Source organism: Hymenobacter koreensis (genome assembly GCF_039541855.1).
GTDB classification, from domain to species: domain Bacteria; phylum Bacteroidota; class Bacteroidia; order Cytophagales; family Hymenobacteraceae; genus Solirubrum; species Solirubrum koreensis.
The window spans coordinates 59,625-85,926 of record NZ_BAABHA010000011.1; the positions used below are offsets into that span (position 1 = coordinate 59,625).

At 61.4% G+C, this 26,302-nt stretch carries 25 protein-coding genes; 12 read left to right on the plus strand and 13 right to left on the minus strand.

Annotation, left to right across the window (positions count from 1 at the left end; genetic code table 11):
• The first annotated feature begins 195 nt into the window (after positions 1-195).
• From ABD903_RS17675 to ABD903_RS17695, 5 genes are all read left to right on the plus strand, one after another.
• Positions 196-2,469 (plus strand): heavy metal translocating P-type ATPase, encoded by a 2,274-nt coding sequence (locus ABD903_RS17675; protein WP_345226524.1) that lies wholly within the window; start codon positions 196-198, stop codon positions 2,467-2,469.
• A gap of 4 nt (positions 2,470-2,473) precedes the next feature.
• A complete protein-coding gene (locus ABD903_RS17680; protein ID WP_345226526.1) occupies positions 2,474-2,851 on the plus strand; it encodes a cupredoxin domain-containing protein in 378 nt (125 codons plus the stop codon).
• Positions 2,852-2,860: 9 nt separating this feature from the next.
• Positions 2,861-3,484, plus strand: coding sequence for a helix-turn-helix domain-containing protein (locus ABD903_RS17685; RefSeq protein WP_345226528.1), 624 nt, complete (start codon positions 2,861-2,863; stop codon positions 3,482-3,484).
• A gap of 92 nt (positions 3,485-3,576) precedes the next feature.
• The gene (locus tag ABD903_RS17690) at positions 3,577-4,194 is read left to right on the plus strand and encodes a DUF305 domain-containing protein (RefSeq protein ID WP_345226530.1); all 618 of its coding nucleotides are present in this window, start codon (positions 3,577-3,579) and stop codon (positions 4,192-4,194) included.
• 411 nt (positions 4,195-4,605) lie between these two features.
• Positions 4,606-5,082 carry a DUF6122 family protein gene (locus ABD903_RS17695; protein ID WP_345226532.1) on the plus strand — a complete coding sequence of 159 codons (477 nt, stop codon included), beginning with the start codon at positions 4,606-4,608 and terminating at the stop codon, positions 5,080-5,082.
• 81 nt (positions 5,083-5,163) lie between these two features.
• Here ABD903_RS17695 and ABD903_RS17700 read toward each other — a convergent pair whose 3' ends face one another.
• The 10 genes from ABD903_RS17700 to ABD903_RS17745 all read right to left on the minus strand — a co-directional run bounded on the left by ABD903_RS17700 (position 5,164) and on the right by ABD903_RS17745 (position 14,963).
• A complete protein-coding gene (locus ABD903_RS17700; protein ID WP_345226534.1) occupies positions 5,164-6,039 on the minus strand; it encodes a hypothetical protein in 876 nt (291 codons plus the stop codon).
• A gap of 22 nt (positions 6,040-6,061) precedes the next feature.
• Positions 6,062-7,465: a conjugative transposon protein TraM gene (gene traM, locus ABD903_RS17705; RefSeq protein WP_345226535.1), complete on the minus strand. Its 1,404-nt coding sequence runs from the start codon at positions 7,463-7,465 to the stop codon at positions 6,062-6,064.
• Positions 7,466-7,476: 11 nt separating this feature from the next.
• The gene (locus ABD903_RS17710) at positions 7,477-8,400 is read right to left on the minus strand and encodes a DUF4138 domain-containing protein (protein WP_345226537.1); all 924 of its coding nucleotides are present in this window, start codon (positions 8,398-8,400) and stop codon (positions 7,477-7,479) included.
• 20 nt (positions 8,401-8,420) lie between these two features.
• Positions 8,421-9,161 carry a conjugal transfer protein TraK gene (locus tag ABD903_RS17715; RefSeq protein ID WP_345226539.1) on the minus strand — a complete coding sequence of 247 codons (741 nt, stop codon included), beginning with the start codon at positions 9,159-9,161 and terminating at the stop codon, positions 8,421-8,423.
• Between the two features lie 69 nt (positions 9,162-9,230).
• A complete protein-coding gene (locus ABD903_RS17720) occupies positions 9,231-9,908 on the minus strand; it encodes a hypothetical protein (RefSeq protein WP_345226540.1) in 678 nt (225 codons plus the stop codon).
• A 12-nt stretch (positions 9,909-9,920) separates the two neighbouring features.
• Positions 9,921-11,021 (minus strand): hypothetical protein, encoded by a 1,101-nt coding sequence (locus tag ABD903_RS17725; protein WP_345226541.1) that lies wholly within the window; start codon positions 11,019-11,021, stop codon positions 9,921-9,923.
• A complete protein-coding gene (locus tag ABD903_RS17730; RefSeq protein ID WP_345226543.1) occupies positions 11,018-13,672 on the minus strand; it encodes a VirB4 family type IV secretion system protein in 2,655 nt (884 codons plus the stop codon). The genes ABD903_RS17725 and ABD903_RS17730 overlap by 4 nt, the downstream gene beginning before the upstream one ends.
• On the minus strand, positions 13,653-14,000 hold the full coding sequence (locus ABD903_RS17735; protein WP_345226544.1) for a hypothetical protein: 348 nt from the start codon (positions 13,998-14,000) through the stop codon (positions 13,653-13,655). The genes ABD903_RS17730 and ABD903_RS17735 overlap by 20 nt, the downstream gene beginning before the upstream one ends.
• A 12-nt stretch (positions 14,001-14,012) precedes the next feature.
• Positions 14,013-14,432: a hypothetical protein gene (locus tag ABD903_RS17740; protein ID WP_345226546.1), complete on the minus strand. Its 420-nt coding sequence runs from the start codon at positions 14,430-14,432 to the stop codon at positions 14,013-14,015.
• 54 nt (positions 14,433-14,486) lie between these two features.
• The gene (locus ABD903_RS17745; RefSeq protein WP_345226548.1) at positions 14,487-14,963 is read right to left on the minus strand and encodes a hypothetical protein; all 477 of its coding nucleotides are present in this window, start codon (positions 14,961-14,963) and stop codon (positions 14,487-14,489) included.
• 210 nt (positions 14,964-15,173) lie between these two features.
• On the opposite strand from ABD903_RS17745, the gene ABD903_RS17750 reads away from it, so the two are divergent.
• The 5 genes from ABD903_RS17750 (at position 15,174) to ABD903_RS17770 (ending at position 20,949) form a co-directional block, all read left to right on the plus strand.
• On the plus strand, positions 15,174-15,587 hold the full coding sequence (locus ABD903_RS17750; RefSeq protein WP_345226550.1) for a hypothetical protein: 414 nt from the start codon (positions 15,174-15,176) through the stop codon (positions 15,585-15,587).
• Between the two features lie 45 nt (positions 15,588-15,632).
• Positions 15,633-16,028, plus strand: coding sequence for a hypothetical protein (locus ABD903_RS17755; protein WP_345226552.1), 396 nt, complete (start codon positions 15,633-15,635; stop codon positions 16,026-16,028).
• 83 nt (positions 16,029-16,111) lie between these two features.
• Complete coding sequence (locus tag ABD903_RS17760) at positions 16,112-18,391, plus strand: toprim domain-containing protein (RefSeq protein WP_345226554.1); 2,280 nt, start codon at positions 16,112-16,114, stop codon at positions 18,389-18,391.
• An 875-nt stretch (positions 18,392-19,266) separates the two neighbouring features.
• Entirely contained in the window at positions 19,267-20,580 is a 1,314-nt protein-coding gene (locus tag ABD903_RS17765; protein WP_345226555.1) for an ArdC family protein, read from the plus strand.
• Positions 20,581-20,790: 210 nt separating this feature from the next.
• Positions 20,791-20,949 carry a hypothetical protein gene (locus ABD903_RS17770; protein ID WP_345226557.1) on the plus strand — a complete coding sequence of 53 codons (159 nt, stop codon included), beginning with the start codon at positions 20,791-20,793 and terminating at the stop codon, positions 20,947-20,949.
• A gap of 79 nt (positions 20,950-21,028) precedes the next feature.
• Here ABD903_RS17770 and ABD903_RS17775 read toward each other — a convergent pair whose 3' ends face one another.
• From ABD903_RS17775 to ABD903_RS17785, 3 genes are all read right to left on the minus strand, one after another.
• Positions 21,029-22,807 (minus strand): hypothetical protein, encoded by a 1,779-nt coding sequence (locus ABD903_RS17775; protein WP_345226558.1) that lies wholly within the window; start codon positions 22,805-22,807, stop codon positions 21,029-21,031.
• Between the two features lie 66 nt (positions 22,808-22,873).
• Positions 22,874-23,053 carry a hypothetical protein gene (locus tag ABD903_RS17780; RefSeq protein WP_345226560.1) on the minus strand — a complete coding sequence of 60 codons (180 nt, stop codon included), beginning with the start codon at positions 23,051-23,053 and terminating at the stop codon, positions 22,874-22,876.
• A gap of 308 nt (positions 23,054-23,361) precedes the next feature.
• Positions 23,362-24,090 (minus strand): ParA family protein, encoded by a 729-nt coding sequence (locus ABD903_RS17785; RefSeq protein ID WP_345226561.1) that lies wholly within the window; start codon positions 24,088-24,090, stop codon positions 23,362-23,364.
• Positions 24,091-24,763: 673 nt separating this feature from the next.
• Here ABD903_RS17785 and ABD903_RS17790 point away from each other — a divergent pair.
• Positions 24,764-25,240, plus strand: coding sequence for a hypothetical protein (locus ABD903_RS17790; RefSeq protein ID WP_345226563.1), 477 nt, complete (start codon positions 24,764-24,766; stop codon positions 25,238-25,240).
• Positions 25,241-25,255: 15 nt separating this feature from the next.
• Positions 25,256-26,281 (plus strand): DUF5712 family protein, encoded by a 1,026-nt coding sequence (locus ABD903_RS17795; protein WP_345226565.1) that lies wholly within the window; start codon positions 25,256-25,258, stop codon positions 26,279-26,281.
• Positions 26,282-26,302: the final 21 nt, after the last annotated feature.

Consider the following 26,302-nt stretch of genomic DNA (forward strand, 5'->3'; position numbering starts at 1 on the left):
CTGGAGATAATCTGGCTACCGCGCCCTGCTCCTTTTTTGAGCCGGACCAGCCCGAGGGCTGGCCGTCAAATTATGCAAGTCTGCGGCAGGATTTAGTACGAACTTCCGGCAGGGGTCCGCGTTTCTTTGTAGGGTGATTTCGTCTGTTGACCACCGCAACCGGTGGCTTGCAAATCAGCTTATTCTTTGCTACTTATGGAACCTACCACCAAGACCGAGACGCTCGATATTGAAGGCATGACCTGCGCTTCGTGCGCGTCCTTCGTCGAGAAGTCCCTGACCCGGACGCCCGGCGTGCAGCGGGCCGTGGTCAACTTTGCCACGGAGAAAGCCACCATCGATTACCTGCCCACTCAAGCGACCCCCGCCACGCTGAAGGAAGCTGTGGTGAATGCCGGCTACGGCGTAACCGAGCGGGCCCCCGACTCCTCCGCCACCGACCGGCAGGCGGAAATCGACCAGCAGAAGGCGCTGGCCTACCAAAAGCTGAAGCGTCGCTTCTGGGTGGCCACGGCGCTGGCCGTTGTCATTATGCCGCTGAGCATGCTCATGTTCTGGCCGGCGATGATGCAGCGCATCAACATGCAGTGGCTTAACTACGGCCTGCTGGTACTGACCTTGCCGGTGCTGCTCTACAGCGGCCGCGAGTTCTTCACCTCGGCCTGGAACGGCTTCAAGCACCGGGCCGCCAACATGGACACGCTGATTGCCGTGGGCACGGGCGCCGCGTTTCTCTACAGCCTGGCGGCCACCGTGGTGCCGGACTGGTTTATGCGCCGGGGCATCATGCCGGAGGTCTACTACGACACCACCGCCACCATCATCGCCCTGATTCTGCTGGGCAAGGTGCTGGAGCTGCGGGCGAAAACCCAGACCTCGGCCGCCATCAAGGCCCTGATGGGCCTGCAGGCCAAGACGGCCCGGGTGGTGCGCCCCGACGGGCAGGAAGTCGACGTGCCCATCGAGCAGGTGCAGCTAAACGACCTCATCGTGGTGCGGCCCGGCGAGAAAGTGGCCACCGACGGCGTCATCGAAGCCGGGCACTCGGCCGTGGACGAGGCCATGCTCACCGGGGAAAGCCTGCCGGTGGAGAAAAAAGAAGGCGACCCGGTGTTCGGGGCCACGCTCAACAAGACGGGGTCCTTCCGCTTCCGCGTGACGAAAGTGGGTGCCGATACCATGCTTTCGCAGATTGTCAAGCTGGTGGAAGATGCTCAGGGCAGCCGCGCGCCCATTCAGCGGCTGGCCGATAAGGTCAGCGCCATTTTCGTGCCCACAGTCGTGGTCATTGCCATCCTGACCTTCGTGGTCTGGTTTGACCTCGCCCCCGTGGAAGCCCGCCTGCCCCTGGCCCTGGTCAACTTCGTGGCGGTGCTCATCATTGCCTGCCCTTGCGCTCTAGGCTTGGCCACGCCCACGGCCATCATGGTAAGCACCGGCAAGGGCGCCGAGCACGGCGTGCTGATTCGCAACGCCGAGGCGCTGGAGAAAGCCTACCAGGTGAACACCGTGCTGCTGGACAAAACGGGTACTATCACCCGCGGCGAGCCGGCCGTGACCGACTTCGTGCCGGCCGAGGGACAGGACGCAACGCACTTGCTGCAGGTGGTAGCGGCCGTGGAGCGGCAGAGCGAGCATCCGCTGGCCGAGGCCGTGGTGCGCTACGCCGATGCCCGGCAGACCGCCGTGGTTTCTGCCACGGGTTTTAAGGCCATCGAAGGTAAGGGCGCCCAGGCGTCGGTGAACGGGCAGGCGGTGCTCGTCGGCAACTTCCGCCTGCTGGATGAGGCCGGGATCAGCCTTTCGCCGGCCGTGCGCCGGCAGGCCGACGAGCTGCTGGCCCAGGCCAAGACCGTGCTCTACGTTGCCGTTGACAAGCAGGCCGTGGGCCTCGTCGGCGTGGCCGACACGGTGCGGGAGACGTCGGCCGCCGCCATTAAGCGGCTGCAGGGCATGGGCATTGAGGTGGTGATGATGACCGGCGACAATCCCCAGACGGCTGCCCAGGTAGCCGGGCAGGTGGGCATCAAGCGCTACTTTGCCGAGGTATTGCCCCAGGACAAGGCCGGCAAAGTGAAGGAGCTGCAGGCCGAAGGGCGCGTGGTGGCCATGGTAGGCGACGGCATCAACGATGCCCCGGCGCTGGCCCAGGCCGACATTGGGCTGGCCATGGGCGGCGGCACCGACGTGGCCATGGAAGCGGCGGGCATCACGCTCATGCGCTCCGATTTGCAGGGCGTGGTCACGGCCATTGACCTCTCGCGCCAGACCATCCGCACCATCAAGCAAAACCTGTTTTTCGCCTTCATCTACAACACGCTGGGCATTCCCATCGCGGCCGGGCTGCTCTACCCCGTCTTCGGGTGGCTGCTCTCGCCCATGCTGGCGGCCGGGGCCATGGCCCTGAGTTCGGTGTCGGTGCTCACCAACTCGCTGCGCCTGCGCGGCTTCTCTCCCGTTAAAAACTAAGGTTATGGATACCACCGAAATCATCGTGACGCTGGCGGGCCTGGCTTTGGCCGGGTTCGTCCTCTGGTACTTCTTTTTCTCCGCCCGGCAAACGGCCAGCGCGGTTTCCACGTCCAGCGGGGTGCAGGAGGTGGACATCACCGTCAAGGGCGGCTACTCGCCCGACGTGATTGAAGTAGAACGCGGCAAGCCCGTGCAGCTGAGCTTCTACCGCGACGAGGAGAACAGCTGCTCGGAGGAGTTGCTCATGCCCGACTTCAGCATCCGCCGCGACCTACCCGCCTTCAAGACTACATTGGTGGAGCTACTGCCCCAGCAGGCCGGCACCTTTACCTTTACTTGCGGCATGGGCATGCTGCGCGGCAGCCTTGTCGTGAAGTAAGCCCGCTCCATGAACACCGAACTCCGCTCCAACTACACGCTGCCCGCGCCCGGTACGCACCGGCTGCTGATTAAGAACATGGTCTGCCCCCAGTGCATCCGGGTAGTGGGCGAAGAACTCACGGCTCTCGGCCTGCAGGTGCACCGGGTGGTGCTGGGCGAGGCCGACGTATCGGCGCCCGGGGGCCAGGAGCCGGACTTGGAACCAGTGCGCGCCAGCCTGCAGGAAGCCGGCTTTGCCCTGCTGGAAGAACCCCGGGCGCAGCTGGTCGAGCAAATCAAGACCCACTTGGTCACGCTCATTCACTACCCGCCGCCCGGTCCGCGCCTGCTCAACTACTCCGACTCGCTGGTCGAGCAGCTGGGGCGCGACTACCACTACCTCTCCCACTTGTTTTCGGCGGAAGAAGGTCTGACCATTGAGAAGTTTATTATCCGCCAGAAGGTGGAGCGGGCCAAGGAGCTCATCGGCTACGGGGAGCTGAGCATGGCCCAGGTCGCCGAGCAGTTGGGCTACAGCTCCCCGGCCCACTTATCGCGCCAGTTCCGCCAAGTGACGGGCCTGACGCCCACGGAGTTTCAGCGTTTGGGACCGGCCAGTCACGCCCGGCGCAGCCTGGATGCGCTGCTGTAGCAACCGAAATTATGCAAGTAAAAACGTTAACCGCGTAAAAACCGGAGGGTTAATCTGGGCGTTTGTATGGCTCACAATTCATCCGCACGCTCATGCAATTGAATCGCCTTTTCCGCTTGCCTTTCCTGTCCCTACTTGTTTTTAGCGTCCTGTCCACGGCCTGTAAAAAGCACGACATGGACGACATGAAGCACGATAGTCCTCTCATGAAAATCATGATGGACATGATGACGCAGATGGACGCGCAGGCCAAAACCCAGGACCCTGACCACGACTTTGCCGCCCAGATGGTTCTGCATCACGACGCGGCCATCAAGATGAGCGAGGAAGAACTGCGCGCTGGTAGCAACCAGGAAATGAAAACCATCGCCCAGGACGTCATCACCAAGCAACGTGCTGAAATCACGCAATTCAATACCTTCCTTGGTAGCCATCAGCCCATGCAGCCCCTGGTGCCGCAGTTTAATCAAATCCAGAAAACCAACATGGACCGCATGATGGCTGCCAGTAACGGGCGCGCCATGACTATGCGAACCGATGTCGACTACGCCCAGATGATGGTCGACCACCACCAGGCCGCCATCGACAACTCCGAGGCCCTGCTGCAGCACGGCCGCAACGCCACGATGCGTCAAATGGCGCAGGCCATCATCACCGACCAGCGCCAGGAAATTGCAGCTCTTCAAAGCTGGCTCTCGCGCAACCGCTAGTAACCAGTGTGTAACTAAAAAAGGCAGCTCTCGCGGAGCTGCCTTTTTGCTTTATGAGCGGTTAGGGTCAATCAAGGCATTAGCCGGCTTATCCACAAGGACATGTTCATCGTGCTACCCTTGCCTGTTTTCCGCTTCATTTTATCCTTCGCCGCCGGCCTGGTCTTGGTACTAGCCGGGTGCCGGTCAGCCGCGGTAGTCCCCAGGTTTCCAGCTAGCGCGGGGTACCGCCACCCGCGGCCGGTCCAGCGCGTCGACACGGCGGCCGTCGCCGCCCCTGAGTACTCTCCCAACCCGCCGCGACGGGCAAAGGCGGCCGTGCGGCCCCGAGTCGCCGGCAAGCCCGACCACGCGCCCTTAGAGAAAAAGGAGCCGGCGGGCGAGCCGGGCAGTAGGAGTGCAAAAGCAACGATGGCAGATACCGCGAGCAGCGTAACCCAATCGGTAGCACCACGTGGGCCTCGCCAGTACGCCTCTCCCAAGCTCTTCAGCGCCCAAACCCTGGTGCATTATGGCCTGCACTTTGTGTTTCCGGTGGTGCTGGCGCTGGTGTTTTTCCCTTTGGTGTGGCAAACCGCGTACTTGATTATGCTGGCCACCATGGCCATTGATTTGGACCACTTGCTGGCCAAACCCATCTTCGACCCGCTGCGCTGCAGCATCGGGTATCACCCGCTGCACTCCTTTTATGCCGTACCGGTATATGCGCTGCTGCTATTGCTGCCGGCTACGCAAATAGTTGCTGTGGGCCTGCTTTTCCACTTGTTCACGGATACGGTGGATTGCTTGTGGAACTTCAGCCACTGCCGGGAGTGCTACCTCAACTCCCGTATTTACGCCTTGCGCAACCGGGTGCGGAGGCTACTGGGCCATGAGGTGGTCGAATAAGCAAGGCCGATACGCAAAATTGCGCGGGCTGGCGCGCCTGAAGAGGAGAACGAAAGAATTAATATTCAGATTGGTCACTAGCTAGAACTTTCCTGAGCGACTGATGCTTTTTAACAGCTGATTCTGTAGCAGTTGGTCCCGGTAGGCTCCTTCCACGGCCTGTCGCGCGGGACCAGGCCGGCCCGCTTCGTGGATGAGGCGGTCGGCTTCCTGCCGCAGCTGCAGGGCCTTCACCATGTTGTCGTTGGCCTGGCCCATGGCCCGTAGGCGCTCAGCTTCCGTCATGGAATAACGGCCGGGATTCTTGAGCGTGGCCATCAGTTCAACGCTTTGGGCCGTCATCTCATCGGCAATCTTTTGGTAGTTGAAGGCCGTTTCGACGTTCTTTTTCTTGAGCACCTCCTCGTAGGCATAGGCCGACGCAAAAGCTTCCTGCCGCATGTTTTTGTAGTCGCGGTAGGTAAAGGACTGGGCTCCATTGCGGCCAATATCCAGCCCTGAGAAGGCCTGGTACACCGTTTCCACGTCCTGCTCGGTGCGGCCCTGCAGCGCTTGGCGCAACCGCTGGGCCTTGTTCACCGGCGGCATGTAGTCAGGTTGGGAGCTGGTATTCATGGCCATGGCCCGGCCGAATAGCTCCAATGGGTTGGCGTAGCGCAAATCCTTCACCGACTCTACCTTGCGCAGGTCGGCCTGAATCTGGCGCTGCAGCTCTAGTCCCTCGTAAGTAAGCTCCTTGACCTGGCCGGTGATGTCGCGGGTGACGCCAGCAATTTGTCTGGCGTCCTTGATGACCTGATAGTTCTTGATAGTCTCGGTCCATTGCTTGAGCTGCTTAGCGAACTGGCCGATGTGTATGCCCATGTGCGGAGGGTCGTTGACGACCATCTGAGCCGAGGCGAAGTAGGTGGTGCCGGCCAAAGTGGCCAACACCACGACAAACAGTCCCTTTTTCATGGCTTAAGAGCTAAAGTGATGTTTAGTTGCTGGACGTCGGCGCACCGGCATCCGTCGCACCCGTGGTGATGAGCACGGGGTAGCCATCGGGTAGACGCACGTCGCGCAGCTTCTGGCGGGGCGTAGAGGCCCGGCCCACCATAGCCGCCGCTACCCGGCCCCCTACTCCCACTACCGAATTAGCCGCAGAGGCCGAGCGGTCAATGGCCAGGCCTACTTCCTGGGCGCCGATGGTACGGGCATCGTTGAGGGGGTTGTCACCGGCCGGCAGCGGCTGGCGCTTCTGCGGGTCTATCATCAACCCGGGCAGGTAGTGGTAGTCGTAGATGTCGGCGGCAACCCGCGTAGGACCCAGCCGCGAGATGCGGATGGCCACGTGGTTGGTTTCAACGCTGGCCACGCCGGCAAATACCAAGTTTTTAGGAAAGGTCTGCCCGCTGATAACCGCATCCTCCACCAAGCGCAACAGCACCACCGAGCCCGTCCTAATCTTCTGTTCACCGTTGATAACGGCTTTATAGAAAATGTCCGGCAGCAGCTGCGTCTGGTTGTCGGAAGCATACCGGAAGCTGCCGGCTTTAATGGTGCCGAAGGCATCGTATCCCGAAGCATTGCTTGCCGCGGCAGTAGCCGCCCCGCCGGCCCGCAGGGCAGCTCGCCGGTCAAAGTAACGGCGTCCCGTCATTTGCTCATAGGAGGCGCGGGAGGCGGCAGGGGCTGCGTCGAGCATGTCCAGCACGTCGTCGTTTTGCTCATAGGGCACCCCGTCGGGCGCCGTGCGGGGTCGGGCTCCGGCCCGCAAACGCCGACGCGGGTCTGCGCTGGCACTGCTACCCCGGTAACTAGCCTGCACCACCGGTATGCGTACGGACCTGTAAGCGCCGGTCTGCGCATCGACGGCGGTTACTTCCGTGGAATCAGGGGGCGGTAAGGCCGCCCGGTTAGCCGCGGCGCGGGCCTGACGCTCAGCAGTAGCTAATGCCGTGCGGCGGCGCAAGGCTGCCTGACCAACCGTGTCGACCGCCATACCACCGGCCAGTTGGTCGGGGGAAGGGACGGTGCCGGGCAGCTGCACCCCGGCCTGCCGGGCGGCCGCCTGCTTTTGCTCCAGCACGTCCGTGGGGGCCGGGGCCGCTTCGGGCGTGGCCGGCGCAATCGTGGGCTCCAGATTTTGAGAGGTAGCCGCCACGGGGCTGGTCTGCTGCGCTACTTCCTGGGAAAGAGAACGGGCATAGAAAAACAGCGTCACCGCCGTCAGCAGGCCGATGCCGACGAGCAGGGGTAACCAGTGCCGGCGGGCCAGTTCTCCCACCGAGGGCCGAGGCATAGCGGGGGGAGTGGGTACAGGATGACCGGAAGCAGGTTGGGATTCGGACTGGGAGGTATCGCCGGCAGGATACACCGGCTGCATGTTGTGCTCGGACATGGAAAGAAGGGTTAAATGGCGGCAGCCGTGTTGATGACTTTGCTCGGCACTTTCAGCACCAGCACCCGGGCCCCGAACTTCTCACGTAGCGTGATTTCGAGGTGGCCCCGGTCGGTGGCCGCGTACAGCGGCACGGCGTAGAGCAGGTAGCCCGTGGCCCGGGCCGGGATGGTTTGGCTTTCCGCCCCGCAGGCGGGGGCCAGGGGCCGGCGGGCCTCGTTCTTCTTTTTGCCCAGAAACTTCTTGCGCGAGTTTTCCACCAGCTCGAAGTCAGTGAAATCCACGGCGTAGTCGATGGTGGTGGTATTGCGCAGCTTCAGGCGCAGGTAGGTAAAGTCTTTGTCGTTGCGCACGTTGGCCAGCGAAAGCACCAGGTCGTTATCGGCCGTTCGCAGCCCGCTGGTATCGGCGTGCTTGGCGGTGGCCAGCTTGGCCAGGCGCGCTTCGGCCAGCTCCCGCTTTTCGTGGCCTTGGTCCAGGGCCAGCGCGTCATCGACGCCGGCGCCGTTGCGGGCCTTGCCGCCGACACTAACGCCCAGGGCGCCGCCATCCTGAAAGTCGTAGAGCTGCAGCACCGGCCGGCCGGTATACACCAGGTGCCCCATCCAATAGCGCGAGCCGTAGCGCACCAGGATGGGCGTGGGCGGTGGGTTGCGCCGTTTGGCCCGCACGAAGACGGCGTTGCTTTCAATCTTGACCAAGTAATGCGGTGCTTGGCCCACGTCGACCAGGGAAACCGGCCCCGGGAAGACCAGATACGTCGTCGAAGAGTCTGAAACAGCTATTTCCAGCTGCATTTTCGGCGCCACGTTAGCCGGATGCGGGACCTGCACACCGGCGGAATGGGAGGCAGCCGAAGCAAGAGACTGCGCTTGCGAAAGGCTAGGTAAAAGCGCCAGCAGCGCGCAGGAAGCAAAGGAGAAGGGAAAACGCATAAGAAGTGGATAGGAGTAGCTTACTGAGCAGGTTGAGCGGCAGGAGCGGGTGTGGTCGGGGCTGGTTGCGTCAGGGGCACGCCGGCGGCTTCGGCTTCTTCGCGCAGCTTGCGCTGCCGGGCCTGCTCCTGGTCGCGCAGCTGGTCTTTCTCTTCCTGCGTAACGGGTGGGTTGTAGGGAATGAAGTCGAAATCGGTGATGAGCAGCCCGAAGGGGTTGGCGTCGGAGCGGTCGGTTTCGATGAGGGCGAACTTGGCGCCCAGGGGCTTACTTTGGCTTTGCTGGTCGCCGATAAACACCGTCTGCTTGATGTAGGCGCGGCCGGTGATGGGCCGGTGGTTCATGTCCAGGTGGATGCTGTCCACGGTCACGGCCTGGCGGGCGCCGTAGCGGATGTAGTTCTGCAGCACCTGCCCGCGCTGGAAGCTCTCGAACAGAAAGCGCCCGCCGCGCTCCTCAATCAGGGGCAGGCCGGCGTCGAGGTTGTGCTTGAAGCTGTATTGGTCGTGGCCGAACATGGTCAGTAAAAAGGTCTTGACCAGGTTGCGGGCCTCGAAGGGCGTGTGGCCGGCGCCGCGGCCAATCTGGGCCGAGAAGGAGCCGGTATCACTGACCACGTACACACGCTGGCCCGTGGATTCATAGGCCCGGTAGAGCAGCGCGCCAGCTGCTAAGGTGACCACACCCAGCAGCGCCAGCGCGGCCAGCGCCATGGTGCGCATGGTGATAAACGTCTTATTTAAGTCTTGGACAGAGTTCATGAGTGAGTGGAAGAGGTTGGAGAAGAGTAGGGGCTTGGCCGCCTGGGCTTTTTACCCCACCGCCCGCCGCTAAAGCGGCAGATAGACCATCTTGCGCGCGTCGGGCGGCCCCAGCGGATTCCGGTAGGGATACAGCACCAGGCGGGGCGCCTGGCCGGCGGCTGGGGGAGTGGCATAGGCATAGGCCACCCCGCGCACGGTTACGGCCTGCCCCGGCTTAAGCAGCATGGGCGCGGTAGCCGCCTGACCGGGTACGGTAACCTCCGGCTCTCGCAGCGAAAAGGTGTTCAGGGTATCGGGCGCCCACGGGCCATCCAGCGCCATGGCGGCGGGTATTTTCTCACCCGGCGCGTAGCCCGTCGGTTTCCATTTGAGCACTGCTTCGAAGGGCAGCCGGTAACCGGGAGCCACAGGCGGGTAGTTGCCTTTGATGGGGCGCCACAGAATGGGTAGCAGCAAGATAGCCGGCTGGGCTGCACCCGCTGCTTTAACCGAAACGAGTTGCATGTAGCCATCCTGCGGCAGGAGCTGTTCCAGGGCCGGGCGCAAATCAACCGGCTTATCAGCAGCCAATTGCGGCGGTTTGGTTGTAGCAAGCCTCCAAGCGGCTGCCCGGGCTTGGGCTTCGGGGGAATTGGCGGCCGCAGTGGCTACCTGCTGCAGCTTTTCCGCGGCGGCTTCGTTGTCGCTCTTGCATCCCGTCAATAGTGCGCCTGCACCCAGCAGGCTAAAAAGAAGCTGTTTCATAGCGGTAAATGGTTAGCGCCGGCGGCGCGTGGGCGCGCTAGAGTCGGCGGAGGACATGGTAGGCAGGTCGGAAGAGGCCGAACCCGAAGGCGAGCTGCTGGCGCCGGCACCGGAGCTGCTGCCCCCTTTATCGGGGCCGAAGCCCAGCTTGCGGCCCAGCGCGCCGCTGGCCCCGCCGCCGTAGGCCCCCGGAAACACGACGCTGTTCACGGCACCGGCAGCCCCGGCCACGGCCCCGCCGAACATGCCCACGAAGCCCTGCACGGCCGAGGAGCCGATGAGGAAGCTGGTCAGCCAGGGCACCATGCAGTAAAGGATGACGAAGCCGATGGAGTTGATGAGGTAGGTTACATCGTTGGCGTAATCGCCCGGGGTCATGCCGGTGGGCAGCAGCACGTTGCCCGTCGCGGGCCGGATGCCGGCGTAATTGGCATAGATGGTATCCAGCAGTGAGTAAGTCAGGGACCAGAACTGCACAGCCATGAAGTTCTGCAGCCACTGCTTGCCCAGCTGCGCAAAGGGCGGCAGCGCGGAGAGGCAGATGGCAATGGGCCCGCTCACGTACAGGAAGGCCACGATGTACTGGCGCACCATCACCAGCACCTGCCGGATGAGCACGACGGTGCTGGTCGTGAACAGTTCGGTGAGCAGGTTGAGCAGGGAGAAGTTGGTGAGCTTGTCCCAGAAGGAAGTGATAGCGCCAATCTGGTCGTTGACAAAGCCGGCCGTGTTGGTGGCCTTGTCGGGCTCGATGGAGGCGGCGCCCGCTGGATTCGTCAGGCTTTGCAGGGCCTCGGCAATGAAACCGGGCTTAGCCGGCGCCACCAGGCTGGAAAACCCGCCGATGGCCCCGCCAATCAAATCCATGAAGTCCCGGTAGAAAAACAGGATGAAGTACACGAACAGCGCCTTGAGCAAGGGCGAAAAGTCCATGCGCAGCTGCCCGCCCTGCAGGTAGCCGCGACCCACAGTGTAAAGCAGCGCCACCGAGAGAAACGGCGGAATCAGGTAGAGTTGGCAGGCCTGCAGTACTTTGCGCAGGGCCCCGTCCGCCGCCGTGATGAAGTCGGTATCCAGGTCCATGCCGACGAGCAGCAGCAGGGGCGCACTCATGCCGGCAGCGCCCCCTTGCGCTTTTGCTTTTCTTCCACAAACTGGTCAACAGCGAAGTCGAGCCGCTGCTCGGTGACGGTGGTGTAGGTGGGCCGGCCGTCGGCGTCGCGCACCAGGTTGCCCACCGCGTCGCGCACTTCCACCGGCCGCTGGCGCTGATAGTGGCGCACGAGCTGGTTGAGGTAGTTGCGCTCGGCCGGCCGCGAGGTCAGTACCGCATCGAGCTGGGGCGAGGCTTCCAGGGCATACACCTTCGCCTGGGCACCTTGCTTGATGAAAAACTCCCGGAACGAGTCGGTGGAGCGGACCGAGCGAATCAGGTCCATCTCGTGGCCCGTGAGACCCAGTGGCGCCTGCAGACGGGTGAGCGAGGCCTCGTTGGAGTGGCGCAGGATGATTTTGGTCGAGGAGTTGTCAATCAGCGTGTAGCCGATGGGCGAGTCGATGATTTCCTGAATGCCCTGGGTGATGATGGTGATGGAGCCGTTGGTTTTGCGGATGGTGCGGTACATCGACACGATGAACTCCTCCAGCACGCCTGAGAGCAGCGCCCAGGCCTCGTCCAGGGCGATGTACTTCACGGCGTCGGGAAACTGCCGGAACAGGTCCAAACTCAGCTCGGTGATGAGCATGGCCACCACAGGATACAGCGTGGGGTCAGTCTTCACGCGTGCCAGGTCAAAGCAAAGCAGCGGGTACTGGCTCAGCTGGGCCTCGCGGGTGGAGTTGAGCACCTTGGCGTAGCGCCCGCCCGTCACGAATTCGCCCAGCACGAGAAAGAACTCGTGCATGTCGATGTACTTCATGTCGGTCTGGTACTGGGCCCGCTGCAGGGCCAGCACGGCGATGCTCTCGTCGGTGGCCTCGTTCTCCCCGGCCGACGGCGTTTCGGCCCGCATCCACTGGTCGTAGCGCTGGACGTACTTATAAAAACTTTCCATTCCCGGAAACTCCTCATCCGACTGGCCCAGCCGCTCGTGCTGGTTCAGGTCGTGGTAGTACCCGGTCAGAAAGCGCGAAAGGATGGTGCGCTCGGATTTACTTAGGGCTCGGTCCTTGCCGCCCTTCCAGAGGGCGGCCAGCAGGGCCAGGTGGAAATTGAGTTTTTCGTCGGAATAGTGCCAGGGGCCGTTTTCGCCTTCGCGCGGCAGCAGAAAGGGATTGAACTCAATCGGGTTTTGCGGGTCGTATTCGAAGTAGGTGTTCTCGAAGTCCGGCCCCATCAGGCTCTGGAACACGTTGCGGTAGGTGCCCCCGATGTCGATGATAATCTGGCGGGCGCCGCGCTCGTAGCGCTGCACGATGAAGTTGCCGAAGGTGTAGCTCTTGCCCGAGCCCGAGGGGCCAATGACCAGCGCGTTCTGGTTGTCGAGGTCAGTGTTGAACAGGTTTACCTTAACCAGGTTGCGGAACCGGTCGCATAGATACTCGCCGGTGGGCTCGGGCCGGTAGGTGGTGGTCCAGTGGAAGTAGCAGGCCGCCCGGTCGGCCGAAGTGGTCAGCCAGCGGTCCGGCACCTGGTAGGCATTACCAGGGGCCAGGCCGAAGAACAGCGGCAGGGTCAGGTAGCTTTCCACCACCGCTTCCGCGCCGAAAATGGACCGGAAGGCCGCCGTGGTCTTTTCCACATGCTCGCGCCGGGCTTGGTCGTCCACGTCCCAGAGCAGCACCGACAGGTGCAGGCCCACGACCTGCTTGCTGCCTGAGCGCACTTCGGCAGTGAACTCGTCAATCTCTGCGGCCCGCAGGTGGTTGTCCTGCGTGGCCAGAAAGGACAGCGAATTGTTGATTTTCTTGTCGTTGTCGAGGCTTCTGAGCTCGGCGCGGGAGTCCTGAATCAGCATCGCCTGCGTCAGCACGTGCGGGCAGGAGAGAAACGCCGTGAGCGGGTAGAGCATGGGCGAGGTGACACCGTAGCCGTTGCGCACGGCGGGGTGGGCCTCACTCCCCTGCCCCACCAGCGAGACGATGCTCACGCGGTTCTCGCCCACGGTGAAGGCGCCCGGCACGTTGCTGATTTCACGGGTCAGGCCAGCGGGCTGCTGGTCGAACTCCAGGTTGAAGTACTGGGTGAAGACTTGCGGCAGCTGGGCCTGGTTGAGGCGGCGGTAGTCCAGGCCCCCGAGGCCGCGCAGGCTCTGCAGCAGCTCGGTGGCGATGCGCTCGGCCGCGTCCAGGGTCTGCACCACGCCGGCAAACGGGTTCTTGGCCAGCTTCTCGCCGGCGCGGTTCACGAGGGCGCTCAGCGCGTTGGGCCGCACGGGCTTGGCTTCGTCGGCGGGCGCAAACGAGACGAACAGGTAGGCCCGGTGGAAGAGCACCAGCCGGTCGGAGAAGTGCGCGTTCATCTTGCCCTCGAAGTAGCCGGGGCGGGCATCGCCGCCAAGGCCTTGAAAGGGCCGGTCGTAATAGATGTCGGTTTTCTGCACCACCGTGCCCACGGGCAGGGTGCGTAGGGCCCCGAGCAGCGCTGACTGCAGGTTGGCAAACTCTTCGGCCTGCCAGCTCTCCATTTCGGGGCATTCGAGCACGAAGCCGACGCCCACGCGGCCATCCCGGAAGATGACCTTGTCGTCCTGGTAGGCGTAGGCCGGATGCAGGTCCGCGAAGTCGGCGGTGCGGTCGGCAGCCTTAGCGGGGAGAATGTTCATGCGAAGGGGAAAGTGCGGTAGCGCTGCCCGCCGAAGGCCCGGACCGGGCGCGGCCCAGGGCGATGCGGCGCGGCTGCCGCCGGTGGAAGGAAAGCCAGCTGAGCAGAAAGCCCGGCGGGCGGTGCTTAGCCAGGTAGCGCAGGGCGTAGAGCAATACCACCAGCACCACCAGAATCAGCAGGTAGAGGAAGCGCGGGACGGTGACGACCAGCCCCGCGACGCCAATGGCCAGCACGGCGGCCAGAAACAGGCCCACCACCAGCCCCAGGTCCGGCAGGTTCATGCCCAGCACCTGCGCCGGGCGCTCGATGCTTTTGTAGGAACGCATGGGCCGGTTTGCTTAGGGCGTTACGCCGCCTTCGCCCCCGCCCATGGCGCTGGCCAGGTCTTCTTTGAAGTAGTTGAAGCCGAACCAGAGGATGACGCCGCCCATGAGCCAGCCCAGGGAGCCGAGCGCGTCCGGCGCGCCGCTGATGAACTTCTGCACCACCCGGACCAGGCCGATGGCCAGCACGATGATGAAAAGCACCTGCACGATGCTGATGACAATGGTCTGCACGCTGCGCAGGGCGCCCACGGCGCGGCCGCCGGCGCCGGCTTGCCCAAATACCAGGGCCGGGGAAGTGGTCAGCAGCAGGGCCATGGCCAGGCGTTCGGCGCGGGAGGGTTGGTAGGTGTGGCCCGCCGCGAGCAGGCGCAGCCCGCCAGCAGCCGCTTGGGCGGCGCCGCGGTGCAGGCGCGTAAGCAAGGGAGTTTGCATGGAAAAGGAAGTGGGTGAATGGAGTGGAAAAGCAGATAAGGGAAAGGACAATCCTTAGGCGGAGGCCGGCGCTGCGCGGCGGTTTTCGAGGGCGGTGCCCATCAGGGCGCGCATTTTGGCCCGGCGCTCTGCGGCGGTGAGCTCCACGCCGCGGTTGTGCTCGTCGGTGGCCGTGGGGGCCGGCGCCGTGAGGTAGTTGTGCAGGGCGCCCGCCGGCAGCTGCCCGGCTTCGGCCGCTGGGGTGGAAGGTTCCTCCGGTTCGGTCGGCGCAGTTTCACCTGCTGGTATCTCTTCCGGGCTGAGGGTCGGCTGCTCCGGGTCGGGAGTGGGGTACGGAGCCGGCGGCACGACCAGGGGCGCGGGGTGGAAATCAGCCAGCCGATAATGGCGGGTGCGCAGCGAGGGATGGTTGCCGCTGAGCACCGGCGGCGCCACGGCAGCCCCGGGGACCGTGGGCATGGCAAAGCGCCACCAGAGCACGCCCAGGGCCGATAGCAGCAGAAAGAGCAGCAGCCAGAGCATCGATTTCAAGCAAGCGGGTCAAAGTTTTTTGTGAGCATTTGCGGCAACTATACGGAGCACTTCCGTATAAGTTCTGCTTTATGAGAAGTTTTAAAGCAGCTATGCCGAAGCTTTGGAGTCATTTGACTGCAAGTGCGGCGTAGCCATGTACCGACAGCAATCGGGTAGTGCACACGGCCGGCTGGTTTGCTACCTTGCGCGCCCTCTAATTGCTGCTACATGACCACCTCAGTACCCACTCCCCCGGCTTCCACCCCCGTTGAGCCGGTTAATGCGGGCTTTCCAGACCCCGCGCTTATCGTTTCCTATGCCACTGTTCTGCGCTATATCCGCCACCGCCTCAACACCCTGCTGCACGGGCAGCTCAAGCCCTGGGCTCAGGAGCACAAGTTCAACTACGCCCGGCTGATTGAAATCAAGAAGCTGGAGGAGGAAACCCAGGCCGTGCTGCTGCAGCGCCTGATGGCCCACTTCCAGTTTCCCACCGAGCTGCTGCGCATCATCGTGCACCAGTCGCGCCGGCACTTTTTCATGTTCACCTCCCTGGAAAATCTGGCCCGCTTCAAAGCCGAGCTGAACCTCTTCGACAACCCGCCTTTTGACGCTCCGGCGTCGCCCACCACCACTAACTAGCGGAAAGGCCCTGGAGCCTGCCCGCTCCACGTTGCCCTTTTCCCTATGTCTGTTTCCCTCGCTTCCCGCCGCCCGGCAAAATCCATTTCTTCCCCGGCCGCCCTGGGCCCCCAGCTGCCCGACCCGGCGCTGGCCATAGCCTACGACGAGGCCCGCCGCTACGTGCAGCTGCGGCTGCGCAGCCTGCCTCACGGGGGCCTGCGGGCCACCTGCACCGCCTTTGGCTTTCCCTACACCACCAGCGTGGGCCTGAAAACGGGCAGCCTGCAGCGCGAGGAATACCGCCTCGTGCAAAAGCACCTGCGCGTGTTTGGCTTCGAGACCGAGCTGGTGCGCCTGTATGTGGGCGGCCAGCTCTGCGAGCATTACCTCTTTGCCGACGCCGCGCTGCTGGCCACCCTGCGCGAGCAGCTGGCAGCCCACGAGCAGCTGGTCAGCTAGCGCCCTTCCCTCCTACTTCGTGATTTATGCCCCTCGCCCACCCCTGCGGGTGCGGCTACGGCATACCCTTTCCACTCCTGCTTATGCTAGCCTCAACTTCTTCCCCACGCGACAACGACCCCCAGGAGCTCGACCGCTTCAAGCAATCCATCGACCTGGTTGACTACGCCACCCAGCGCCACGGCTACGACGTGAAAAAGGCCGGCCCCCGCGGCCACTGGCACCAGTTGGAAAAGGACGGAGAAATGCTCATCGTCTCCCGCAAGGGTGACCACCAGGTGTACCTGAACCCCGGAGATGACCGGGACTCCGGCTCCATCATTGACTTCGTGAAAACCCGCGAAAACCAGACGTTGGGCCAGGTGCGGCAGACCCTGCGCCAATACCTGGGCGAACCCGAGCAAGGCTGGCAGGCGGCTACCTCTCCCCCACTGCCCGCCCCGGCGGCCTACGCACCCAAGCCCAGCGAGCCAGCCGAAGTAGAAACCGAAGCGGAACGACGGGCCCGCCTCGTAGCGGCCGTGATGGGCACCCACGCCGCCCTGACGGACCGCAGCTACCTGCACCACCGGCACCTGACGGATGAGACCATTGACAGCCCGGCCTTTCAGGGGCGGGTATTCACCAGCCAGCAGGGAAATTTTCGCAACACGGCTTTTCCGCTTTACAACGAGCACGGTATTGCTACCGTGGAGCAGCGCAACGAGGACTACAAGCACCTGCTGCAGCTGCCCAAAACGGGCGTGTGGGTGTCGCACCCCACCGAGGGCAAGGATACCCCGGTGCAGCGCCTGGTCGTGTCGGAAAGCCCGGTGGACGCCATGAGCTACCACCAGCTGCACCACCGGGGCGCCGAGGGCCAGCCCAATACGCTGTACGTGGCCACCAGCGGCACCGTCACCGAGCGGCAGGTGGAGCTGATTCAAAAGCTCATCGACAAGCAGGAGCCCAAAGAGGTAGTGCTGGCCAACGACAACGACGCGGCGGGACGGCGCTTCAACATCAATTACCTCAACGAGCTGCAGGTCCCGCGCCGCGCCCGCGAAGTGGCCGATGGCCACGTGGCCTACGACGAGGCGCCTCGCCCGGTGGAGTGGCACGCCACGGCGGCCGGCAAGTACCATACAGCCCTGCGCGTGGAGTTTCACCACGCCACCCGCGCCGAGGGCACCGAGCACCTGAGCCAGCTCACCGCGCAGGTGCAGCAGCTGCGGCCGGCAGCTGATGAAGCCGTGGCGCTGGAAGTGCAGCGGGCCACCCGCCAGGAAACCGTCGTGCGCCTGGTCGTGCCCAATGCCGACAGCCATACCCTCGAAGATCTGGCGCGCACCCTGCACGCCCAGCGCGAAATGCAGCGCGGGCAGCTGGAGCACGGGCCCCACGAGCCCGGCCGCCAGCCCGAAAACTTCATTCGCACCGAGTACGCCATCAGCAAGGACTTTAACCGCGACCTGGAGCTGTTAAGCCAAGGCCTGAGCCGCGAGCAGGTGGCCGAGCAGGCCCGCGCCGACGAGCTGGCCAAGGAGCAGCAGCGCCAGGATAAGGCCCGTCAGGAGCAAGAGCAGCGGCAGCAGGCGCAGCAGCGCGCAGCCGAGCGCGAGCAGGCGGCCAACTCACCGGAGGCCCAGCGCCGGGAGGCCGAGCAGCAGCGCCAGGCCACTGCGCTGGCTGTAGCAGGGGCAACCGGCGACCCTGCCCTGCAGCGGGCTGTGCAGCTAACGGTAACCGAGCCCACCCCCGCGGATGAGGCGACCCCCAGCCAGGCCCAGCAGATGCGGGAGCTGCTGCGCAAGGCCGGTGCTCAGGTAGAGCTGCGCGCTGAGACGGACCCCACCAGTGGCCAGCTGCGCAGTGAGCTCGACGTGCGCTACCATCCCCACGCCACCCCCGGCGGCGTGCGCCAGCTAAGCCAGACGCTCGATGCGCTGGATAAGTCGCCGTTGGTTGCCCTCACCGAGCCTACCGAAGAGCAGGCCGAGCGCCGCCGGCTGGCCGCCGCGCTGCCGGAGCAGTCGGTAACAAAAACCGCCATCATCCGCATCGACGAGCCTGAGCCCCGGGCCGGCGCTACCGGCTATGCCGAAGCCGTGGCGGAGCAGTTGCGTGAAGCCGGCCTGAACACCGGCTCGCTGCGCAGCGCCACCGACCCGACCACGCACCAGCGCCACAGCGAAATAGAAGTCAGCTACCGGCTCGACCAGCCAAACCTGGCGCGTGTCAGTGCCGCGCTCGATGACGTATCCCGCCAGCCCGGCGCTCACGTGCACGAACACGCCGCTGACCAGGCCGAGCGCCACCGTCTCGCTCCCAGTGGCGTTAATGCCAGCACTCTAGCCGAGCGGACGGCTGGCCCCGAGCGGTAAGAGCCCTCGGTTTCTTAGGCATGTAGCCCAGAGTTGTGGGCTGATTATTTAGTTTTGCAGGAATAGCAAGCTGCCCACCATGCTGGCGAAAACAGGTTATTCTTTTACGTATGCTCCGTTTGGCCTGCTGCTAGCAGACCAGACCCTGGCACCCGCTGCGTTGCGGCCGCTGCCTATTTCTGAGCGCCCGGCCCTGTTTGTGGGTCCGCATCGAGGCTAATCCAACTTTCTGGTAAACATCCCCCGCAGCTGCTGCGGCTGCCTTCGGCTTGCTATTAGCCGACGGGTAGGGCTGTCTATTCCCGGGCCTCGCTCTGTCGCAGGCCTGGAACCCTCGTTGCATTCCCTTCCACGCCATTACCCCTGTTATGATATCTACCGGTCACCGGCCTTTTTCTAGTTTTTGCCCCGCGATGAAAGGGCTGATTCTACAACTCATCCGCGATGAGTATCAGCCGCTGTTACACCTGCCCGCGGACCTCTCTGATGATTCCTGGAGCCAAGCCGTTACAAAGGCCAATCCAGTCTTATTCTACCTCAACGACGGAGCGCCCTTGATTCAAATCGGCGAAGCCTCCCGAGTGAGTCTTCAAGAGTGTCTCGCACAGGAACTCCGCCAGGCCGAGTAATGTGCTCTTTGAAGCGGTAAAAGTGCCCGACAGCAAACCTGTCGGGCACTTTCGTTACCAGCCCTTCTAGGTGAGCAGGGATGCCAGCCAAGCGCAAGGGGCAGTGGGGAAGAAATGTTTTGGGGAGGCAAAATAATAGCTATAAACACTGTTTTTTGTTGTCTTTTTAGCAACAAAAACAATGATTTTTGCGTTTAATAAGTAAGGAAACGGTTTTAAAAGCAGTCACTTAGCCTTCACTTAGCGATGAAAAAGCAAACCAGCACCGCCACCCCCACGACCACCCGCCCCGACGTGTACCAGATTGTTACCGACCGGGTAATTGCTGCCCTTGAAGCAGGCCAGATTGCCTGGCGCAAGCCCTGGCACGCCGCCTACGGATTGCCCCGTAACTACGTCAGCGGGCGGGCCTATACCGGCATCAATGCTTTTTTGCTGCACCTGGTAGGAGGTACGCCGTTCTTTCTCACGTTTCGGCAGGCTAAGGAGCTAGGCGGCAACATCCGCAAGGGGGCCAAAGGCATGCCTGTGATTTACTACAACGTCACCACGCGCACGGATAAGCAAACCGGGGAGGAAGAGAAAATGCCCTTTATCAAGTACTACACCGTCTTTTCGGTGGATGATGTCGAAGGCGTGGACATTATTCTGCCCGAGCAGCCCCAAGACCGGACCCACGAACCCCTGGCGGCTGCCGAAGCTCTGGTAACAAACTGGGCTGCCTGCCCCCGCATTGAGCATGGTGGCAGTCAGGCCTACTATGCCCCCGGCCCTGACTTTGTAAACGTACCCCGCCCGGAAACCTTCACCAGCGGCGAGGCCTATTACTCGACTCTGTTTCATGAGCTGACCCACGCCACCGGCCACGCCAGCCGCCTGGACCGTCCCGACTTAGCCGAGGCCCTGTGCCCGAGTGGCCGCGCCGGCTACGCCCGCGAGGAACTGACGGCCGAGATGGGCGCCGCCTTCCTGTGTGGCCACGCCGGGCTGGACCCCAGCGCTACGCTGGAAAACACCGCCGCCTACCTGCAGTTTTGGCTGGAGCAGCTGCGCGGCGATAAAAAGCTGGTGGTGCAGGCCGCCAGCCGGGCGCAACGGGCCGCCGAGTTTATCCTGGGCACCGCGGGCGGCGATGATAACGAGCCCAGCACCCCAGAGCCGACCCCGCCCAGCGCAAGCCCCGCGGCCATGGAGGTAAACGACGAGCCCGAAGAGGTCCCCGCCACCGAACTGCCTGTCGATGCCGGGGCTGTGCTTCCTCGTCCGGCTCTGCCCACCTTGCCCCTGGTTGCGTTGGGGCAGGAAACGCTGCCCACGCTCACCACTGTCGTGGTTTCCACGCAGCGCATCGAGCTAACACGCCTCATGGAGCACCCCGCGTTCACTGACGAGCAGCGCCGCACCGCTACGGCCCGAATTCTGACCGAGGCAGACCCCGCCCGGCTGGGCCGCTGGCTGACCAATATCGTGCGGCAGATAGCAGAATGGGAGGAACACAGCTTGGCCGAGGAGGCACGACAGAATCCGCACTTCTCAGCTTTGGAGCAGGTTCCCGAATAGCCCTTGACCTTGTGCCTCGCCCAATACTGGGCGGGGCCGGGGGCGGTGGGGTACCCGCCCTCCACAATACTTGCGTGCTCAATCAAACTGTTCACCACCATGCCCAGCACCCCTCCCCTACTGCCCTATAGTTCCGTGGAACCATCCGCACCACGGCGATTCACTGACCTACTTCGGAACGGCCGATACCAGTTTACCGAGCGCGAACTGATGGAGCACCTTCGTATGACTTATCGAACCATCAAGCAGCGCGAGGCTGACCCTTCGACGCTCACTGTAGCTGAGATGCTGCGGGTAGCTGAGCTACTTGGTGAGCCGATAGAGAAAGTAGTTGCTGTGGTTATTGCCGAAGTACAGAGCAAAGGCTAACTTTTGACAGCATTTCACTACAATACTATTTCGTTATCAAGTGCTTATGCTGTATGTATAGCGCTGAGTTTCCTTGCGCTTATTCAGCCGTGGCGTTGAATAAGGTGCTAAATGCGTATGTAATTTGCTCAATGCTTGAGGCGCAAGCTGCAAGCAACTGCTCACCTTGCCATACGAAAGGAAGCTTGTTGTCTATGCCAACCAACCCCCACGCATCTTGTATTTTACTGCTAGCTAAATGTGCGTCTCCTAAACGTAGCTCATATGTTCCTACTAGAGGAGTTAGAAGGTTCCGCGCATAAGTTGGGTCAAGCTTGGTTGCAAGTAGTTTCTCCAATGACTTAAGTGACCCGGGCGGTTTTTCTCCCTTTGGTATAGGCGGAAGCATCTTTTGTATTGCCCCAACATCTAAGCTATCAGCTGTAAGCCGGGCAACGTCCTTAGCTAAGGCCAGCAGACTCGTATAGTCTGTAGCCCGAAAACGGTGCGTTTTTGATAAAATGGCGTCGTAATCGGTGTGAGTGCGAATTATACTGAAACCTAAATTTTGCTCGGTGACCGTTCTCAACTTAGCCAGTGAATTAGATAAGCGTTCTTCAGGGGCTTCAGTGTCAGCCGGCCTAGCTTCCATCTGTGCGGCTAAGAACTCATTGGAGACTCCACCGTCTGGGCTATTGCTGTAGCCGGCCCAAATCTTTTGCTGCCAATCAGGCAATTGAGCAATATCCTTTGCATACACATTGACAAGCCCAATATCATTAAGGCCAAAACGCAGCTTTCTGCCTGGTACTACACTAATCCATCCGGTCTCACGAGTATCCCATCCGTGTGTCGCTCCTCGACGGCTGGCCAGTTCATTTATAATGTTTGGTCGAAACCATAACCAACGAGACTCAGCAGTGAGTGTGGATTTTGTTTCTTGAGTGCCACCTGTATCCGTTACAAAAAAGGCAGTGCCCGGAGTCGAATCTCTTCTAACTCGGGCACTCAATGTTGCAGGGTCAAGCCATTCTGTACGCCAAAGCTCTCCTCGCACTAACATCAAAAGCCGGCCACTTCCAGCTTTGATTTTCCCAGATGAAACAGCTACTTGGCCATCTCTGGGTAACCCAAAATTTGGCACATCTTCACCTTTATCGACATCTGTACGGCCCACATGCATGACAGCGATATCCTGTCCAAATGGTGAGCCACTCTCGTGAATGGTTCGGATATCTCCTGTCCACTTCTGCATAGTGGACTCCTCTATAACATAGTCGCTAGACCAGTCAAGGTAATTGGCATCTGGGGTCACAGCTTCTCGGGATGAATAAGTGCTTGAAAGCAAGCCCATGCCTCTTGCTCTCAGATAATCACGGAGATGTTCAGCATGAATCACAAGTAAAGCAGGTTCGCCATTTGCTTTACGCTTTAGTGATGCTACTTCGAAATACGCTTCTCTTGGACATACCCATATATCACCTTCGCGCTTTAACCCCAGCGCTATAACTAAGTCTTGGTGTAGATGCCATTCATCAATTTCAGGAGGTGTCATCGCTTGCCTTAATACCAATCGAATGCCAATAGGCTCGTCTCCCCATCCATCTTGCACGTCAGCTGGAGTGTAGTCCTCATCTGTGCATCGAGGTTCTTGGCCATTGTCATTTAGATAGGACCAGTCTAACTGCATGGCATCGGCTTTGCTTTCTAACGAAACAGCAACAGTTTCACAGCCAAAGTATTCTTCTTTGAAACCGACATGAAAGTGTTCTCCTTCCCGATATAGCTCCTGAGCAGCCGCTAACGGGACCCACACTTTTGTCATTAGGCTCCTACGGCGTAAATCAGCCATTTCAAACCACTCTTGGGAGTAATCCATATCAAATCAAAAAGAATTCTTGAAAGCGGAAACCGTATCCTTCAAATTTATCTAGTAGCCCCTCCCCTACTTGCTCTTAGATGGAGGGCCGTGCTGCAGGTAGTAGCTGACCGCTTCGTCCACTAGCTCCTTCAAGTACACCCGGCGGCTGTGCAGCATCAGTTCCTCGTGTATGTAAGCCAGCGCCGCCCGTTGCGTCTCCCCTTCCAGGCGAATCAGCGACGGCTGCAGTCCGGACGGGGCCACTTCGGCGGCTGGTGAATCGGCTTTTGGTGGACGACCCCTGCCCCGCTTTACTGCCTGCGTTGCGGCGGCAACCGGTTTAGGTGTTGCTACTGCTGCAGCAACAGGTGCCGGTGCCGGCGCTGGAGCCGCGGCCTCTGCTACCAGCGGAGCTACTGGGGCTTGTTCAGGTAACGGTACTGGCGCGGGCTCAGGTGCAGCTGCATTGGCAGGCTCTGCTGCTACTGGTGCGGCCGGCATATGGCCCGGCTGCCCGCGCAGCATGGACATCTTCTCGTCCGTGGAGATTTTCAGGCGTTGAATCTTAGCCATTACGATACAAGTTCAGCGGTGAGCCCGGCGCGGGCAATGAGTTCGTCACACAGGGCACGTACTTCGGCTTCCACCGAGGCATCGGCCCCCACCGCCCGACGGTAAGCTGGATTGAGGTAACTGTAGCGGGTAGAAAGGCGCTTGTAGCAGCCCAACTGGCGCAGCGAGGCCTGCAGGCGCGGCAGCCCCAGGGCGTCGGTGAATTCGTCCATGTCCTTTTCCTCCTTCAGGTTGGTGCGGTGCGAATGCACGCCGAAGAACTGGAAGTCCAGCCCCTGCTCCCGCGAGAGCCGCGAAATCTCCTGCAGCAGCTGCATAAAGGAAATGGTGGCCAGCCTCTCGGCATCCGAGGCCCCTACTGGAACGAGCACGACGTTGGCGCCGCTGAGCACGTCAATCATGGCCGTGTCGTCTGAGCGGCCCGGCACGTCAATGAACACCACATCATAGTCGTCGCTGATTTCATCGAGCCGGTCATACACCTGGCCCATGCCCACCGATTCCAGCGCGTAGGGAAAGGCGGGCTCGGCGAGTGTACCGGCCTCGCGCTCCAGGTCCACGCTGGGCTGGTCGTTGGTGAGGCGCACCCCGGCCAGGGTTTGCTGGGAGTCGGCATCGACCACGAGCACGCGGTAGCCATAGTCGGCGGCCAGGGCGCCGGCCAGCACGGTGATGAGAGTACTCTTACCAATGCCGCCCTTCTGGTTGGCAACGCAGATGATTTTCATAAAGCAGGGAACTAACGGGTAAAGCCACAGTGGGTGCAAGCAGCTTGCAAATAAAGCAGCTTGTTTCTCAATTTTCAAAGTTACTCGGAAACTTGTTTTTTTATTTCCTAGAAAATAAGTTTTCAAACTTGCTAGTAAATAAGTCACATTGTTTCCTAATTGACTTGTTTCTGATTTTCGTGAAATATTGTTTACAAGTTTCTCAGTAAACATTTAACATAAGCTCTCAAGAAACTTATTTCCTGAAATACTAAGAAACAAAGCGTGATACGGGGCGTAATGTTGGGAGGATGCTAACTTTTTAGCTTTCCTGTTTTACTTATTTCTCAGGAAATAAAAAATGATTGCCTCTCCCACTGAATTGCCTTCTGAACACTTAGGGCTGCGTTTTGCTGGTCAGCCTTCTTCGATAAAAGGCGCTAGGCCGTTCCCTGAAACGCTTTTCCTATTACGCAGGCAGCTTCCAAGGGAAGGGGTAGCCAGTCGTAGTATCGCTCACGACTCACCTAGCACGCGCTCAACATGCCGCTAACAGGGTATTTAGCAAGAAGACTACTATTTGCCCGCGCTAACGCGCTGACTAAATGGTAGTTGAATATCAACAGAGTTGATATTGCTTAACATGGCCTACTAACAGACTGAAATAGAAGTAGTAAGAGTTAAAGCCTGCACCATGCCGGACCAGAAACAGAAGTCAGCTCATCAGCCCACGAATGGCTCCGCCGTCAAGCACCTCACGGTTAGCGGGCCGGCGCACCGCCTAGTGGGCGCAGAGGCGGCTCGGTTGGGGCTGACACGCACCGAGTACGCCGATGCGGCCATTCGCTACTTCGCGGAGCGCGGCTTGAACCCGGTGGAATCGCAGGCCCGGGAAGGCCAGCTCATCATGGCCGAGGTGAAGCGACTTGGCGACCGGGTATTTTCTTATCTGCAGGAGCAGGAGCGGGGACTACTTCTGGAAATGCTGCGCTTTCAGCTACGGCAGCAGGCGGTGCAGGAGCAAACACTGCGCGTCGTAGAGAATTTATTGGCCCCGGAAGGCGGAGAAGCGTTGCACAAAATTCAGCAGAAAAACCAGGCACGCATTGCCGAAGCCGTAGCGGCAGGGATGGCTGCCTTGGATATTAAAGCGCTCAAAAAAACGCGCTAAATCAGGATTGCTGCCATGCACGCCAAGCTTATTAATCCTAAAACGAACGGCGAAAAAGCCTACAATAACCAGGGGAGCGCAGCCCAGGCGCTGAATTACCTGACCCACGAGGCGCGCCAAAACGGCCAGGAAGCGCGCTTCTTCAATGGCCAGCAGGACCTGCTGGACCGGGATGCGGTGCTGGCTTCTCTGGACGGCAATGTAAAGGGACTGCGGGCAGGGGAAGCCAAGTTTTATTCCTTGGTGCTTTCCCCGAGCCCCGAGGAACTAGCGCACATCGGCGGGGGCGATGAATCAAAGTTGCGCGCCTATACCCGGGCGGTGATGGCGGCCTACGCCGCCGGCTTTCGTCTCAAGGATGGTAGGGCTGTGGGGAAGGATGACCTGGTGTGGGGAGCCATTATTCACCACGAGCGCACCCACCGCGGCACCGACGCGGCCGTGCGGGCAGGGAAGGCCCAGTCGGGGCAAGCACGGCCGGGCCTGCAGGCCCACATCCACGTCGTCGTTTCGGCCCGCGATAGTGCGCAGCGCGTCACCCTGAACCCCGGCGGACGGATTAGCCGGTTCAGCTTACGTGACTGGCAGGAAGAAGCGCGAGTGCTATTCGAAAGGCAGTTTAATTACCAAGGTCCGGCTCCCAGCCGAAGGACAGCTCCAGCCATCACCGAGCCCAACCCTAAACGGAACGCCCGCATAGCCGAGCGCGTCGAACAGCTAAATCGGCAGGCGGACCCGAGCCAGCAACTGGATGCGTCGCGGGTGCAGCGCATTGCGCAGGGGAGGGGTTACGACCGCATTTTCTACGACCGGCTACGCCGGCTGGAAGGGCGCGCCCGGCAGGGGCAGCCGTTAGACAACGCCTATCACCTGCTGGCCACCGGACGCGAGGAGCCCGCCCGCAACCAAACCGGCCACCAGGTGCGACAAGCCCTGCACAGCTTTCAGCAGGCCCTACGCGCGACCAGTGGCCCTGACCGCGTGGCCACCCAGGACATTGGCGAGCAGCGCGGGCGCCGGCAATGGGAGCCCGAGCTGTAACCATAACGAGCTAACCACTTC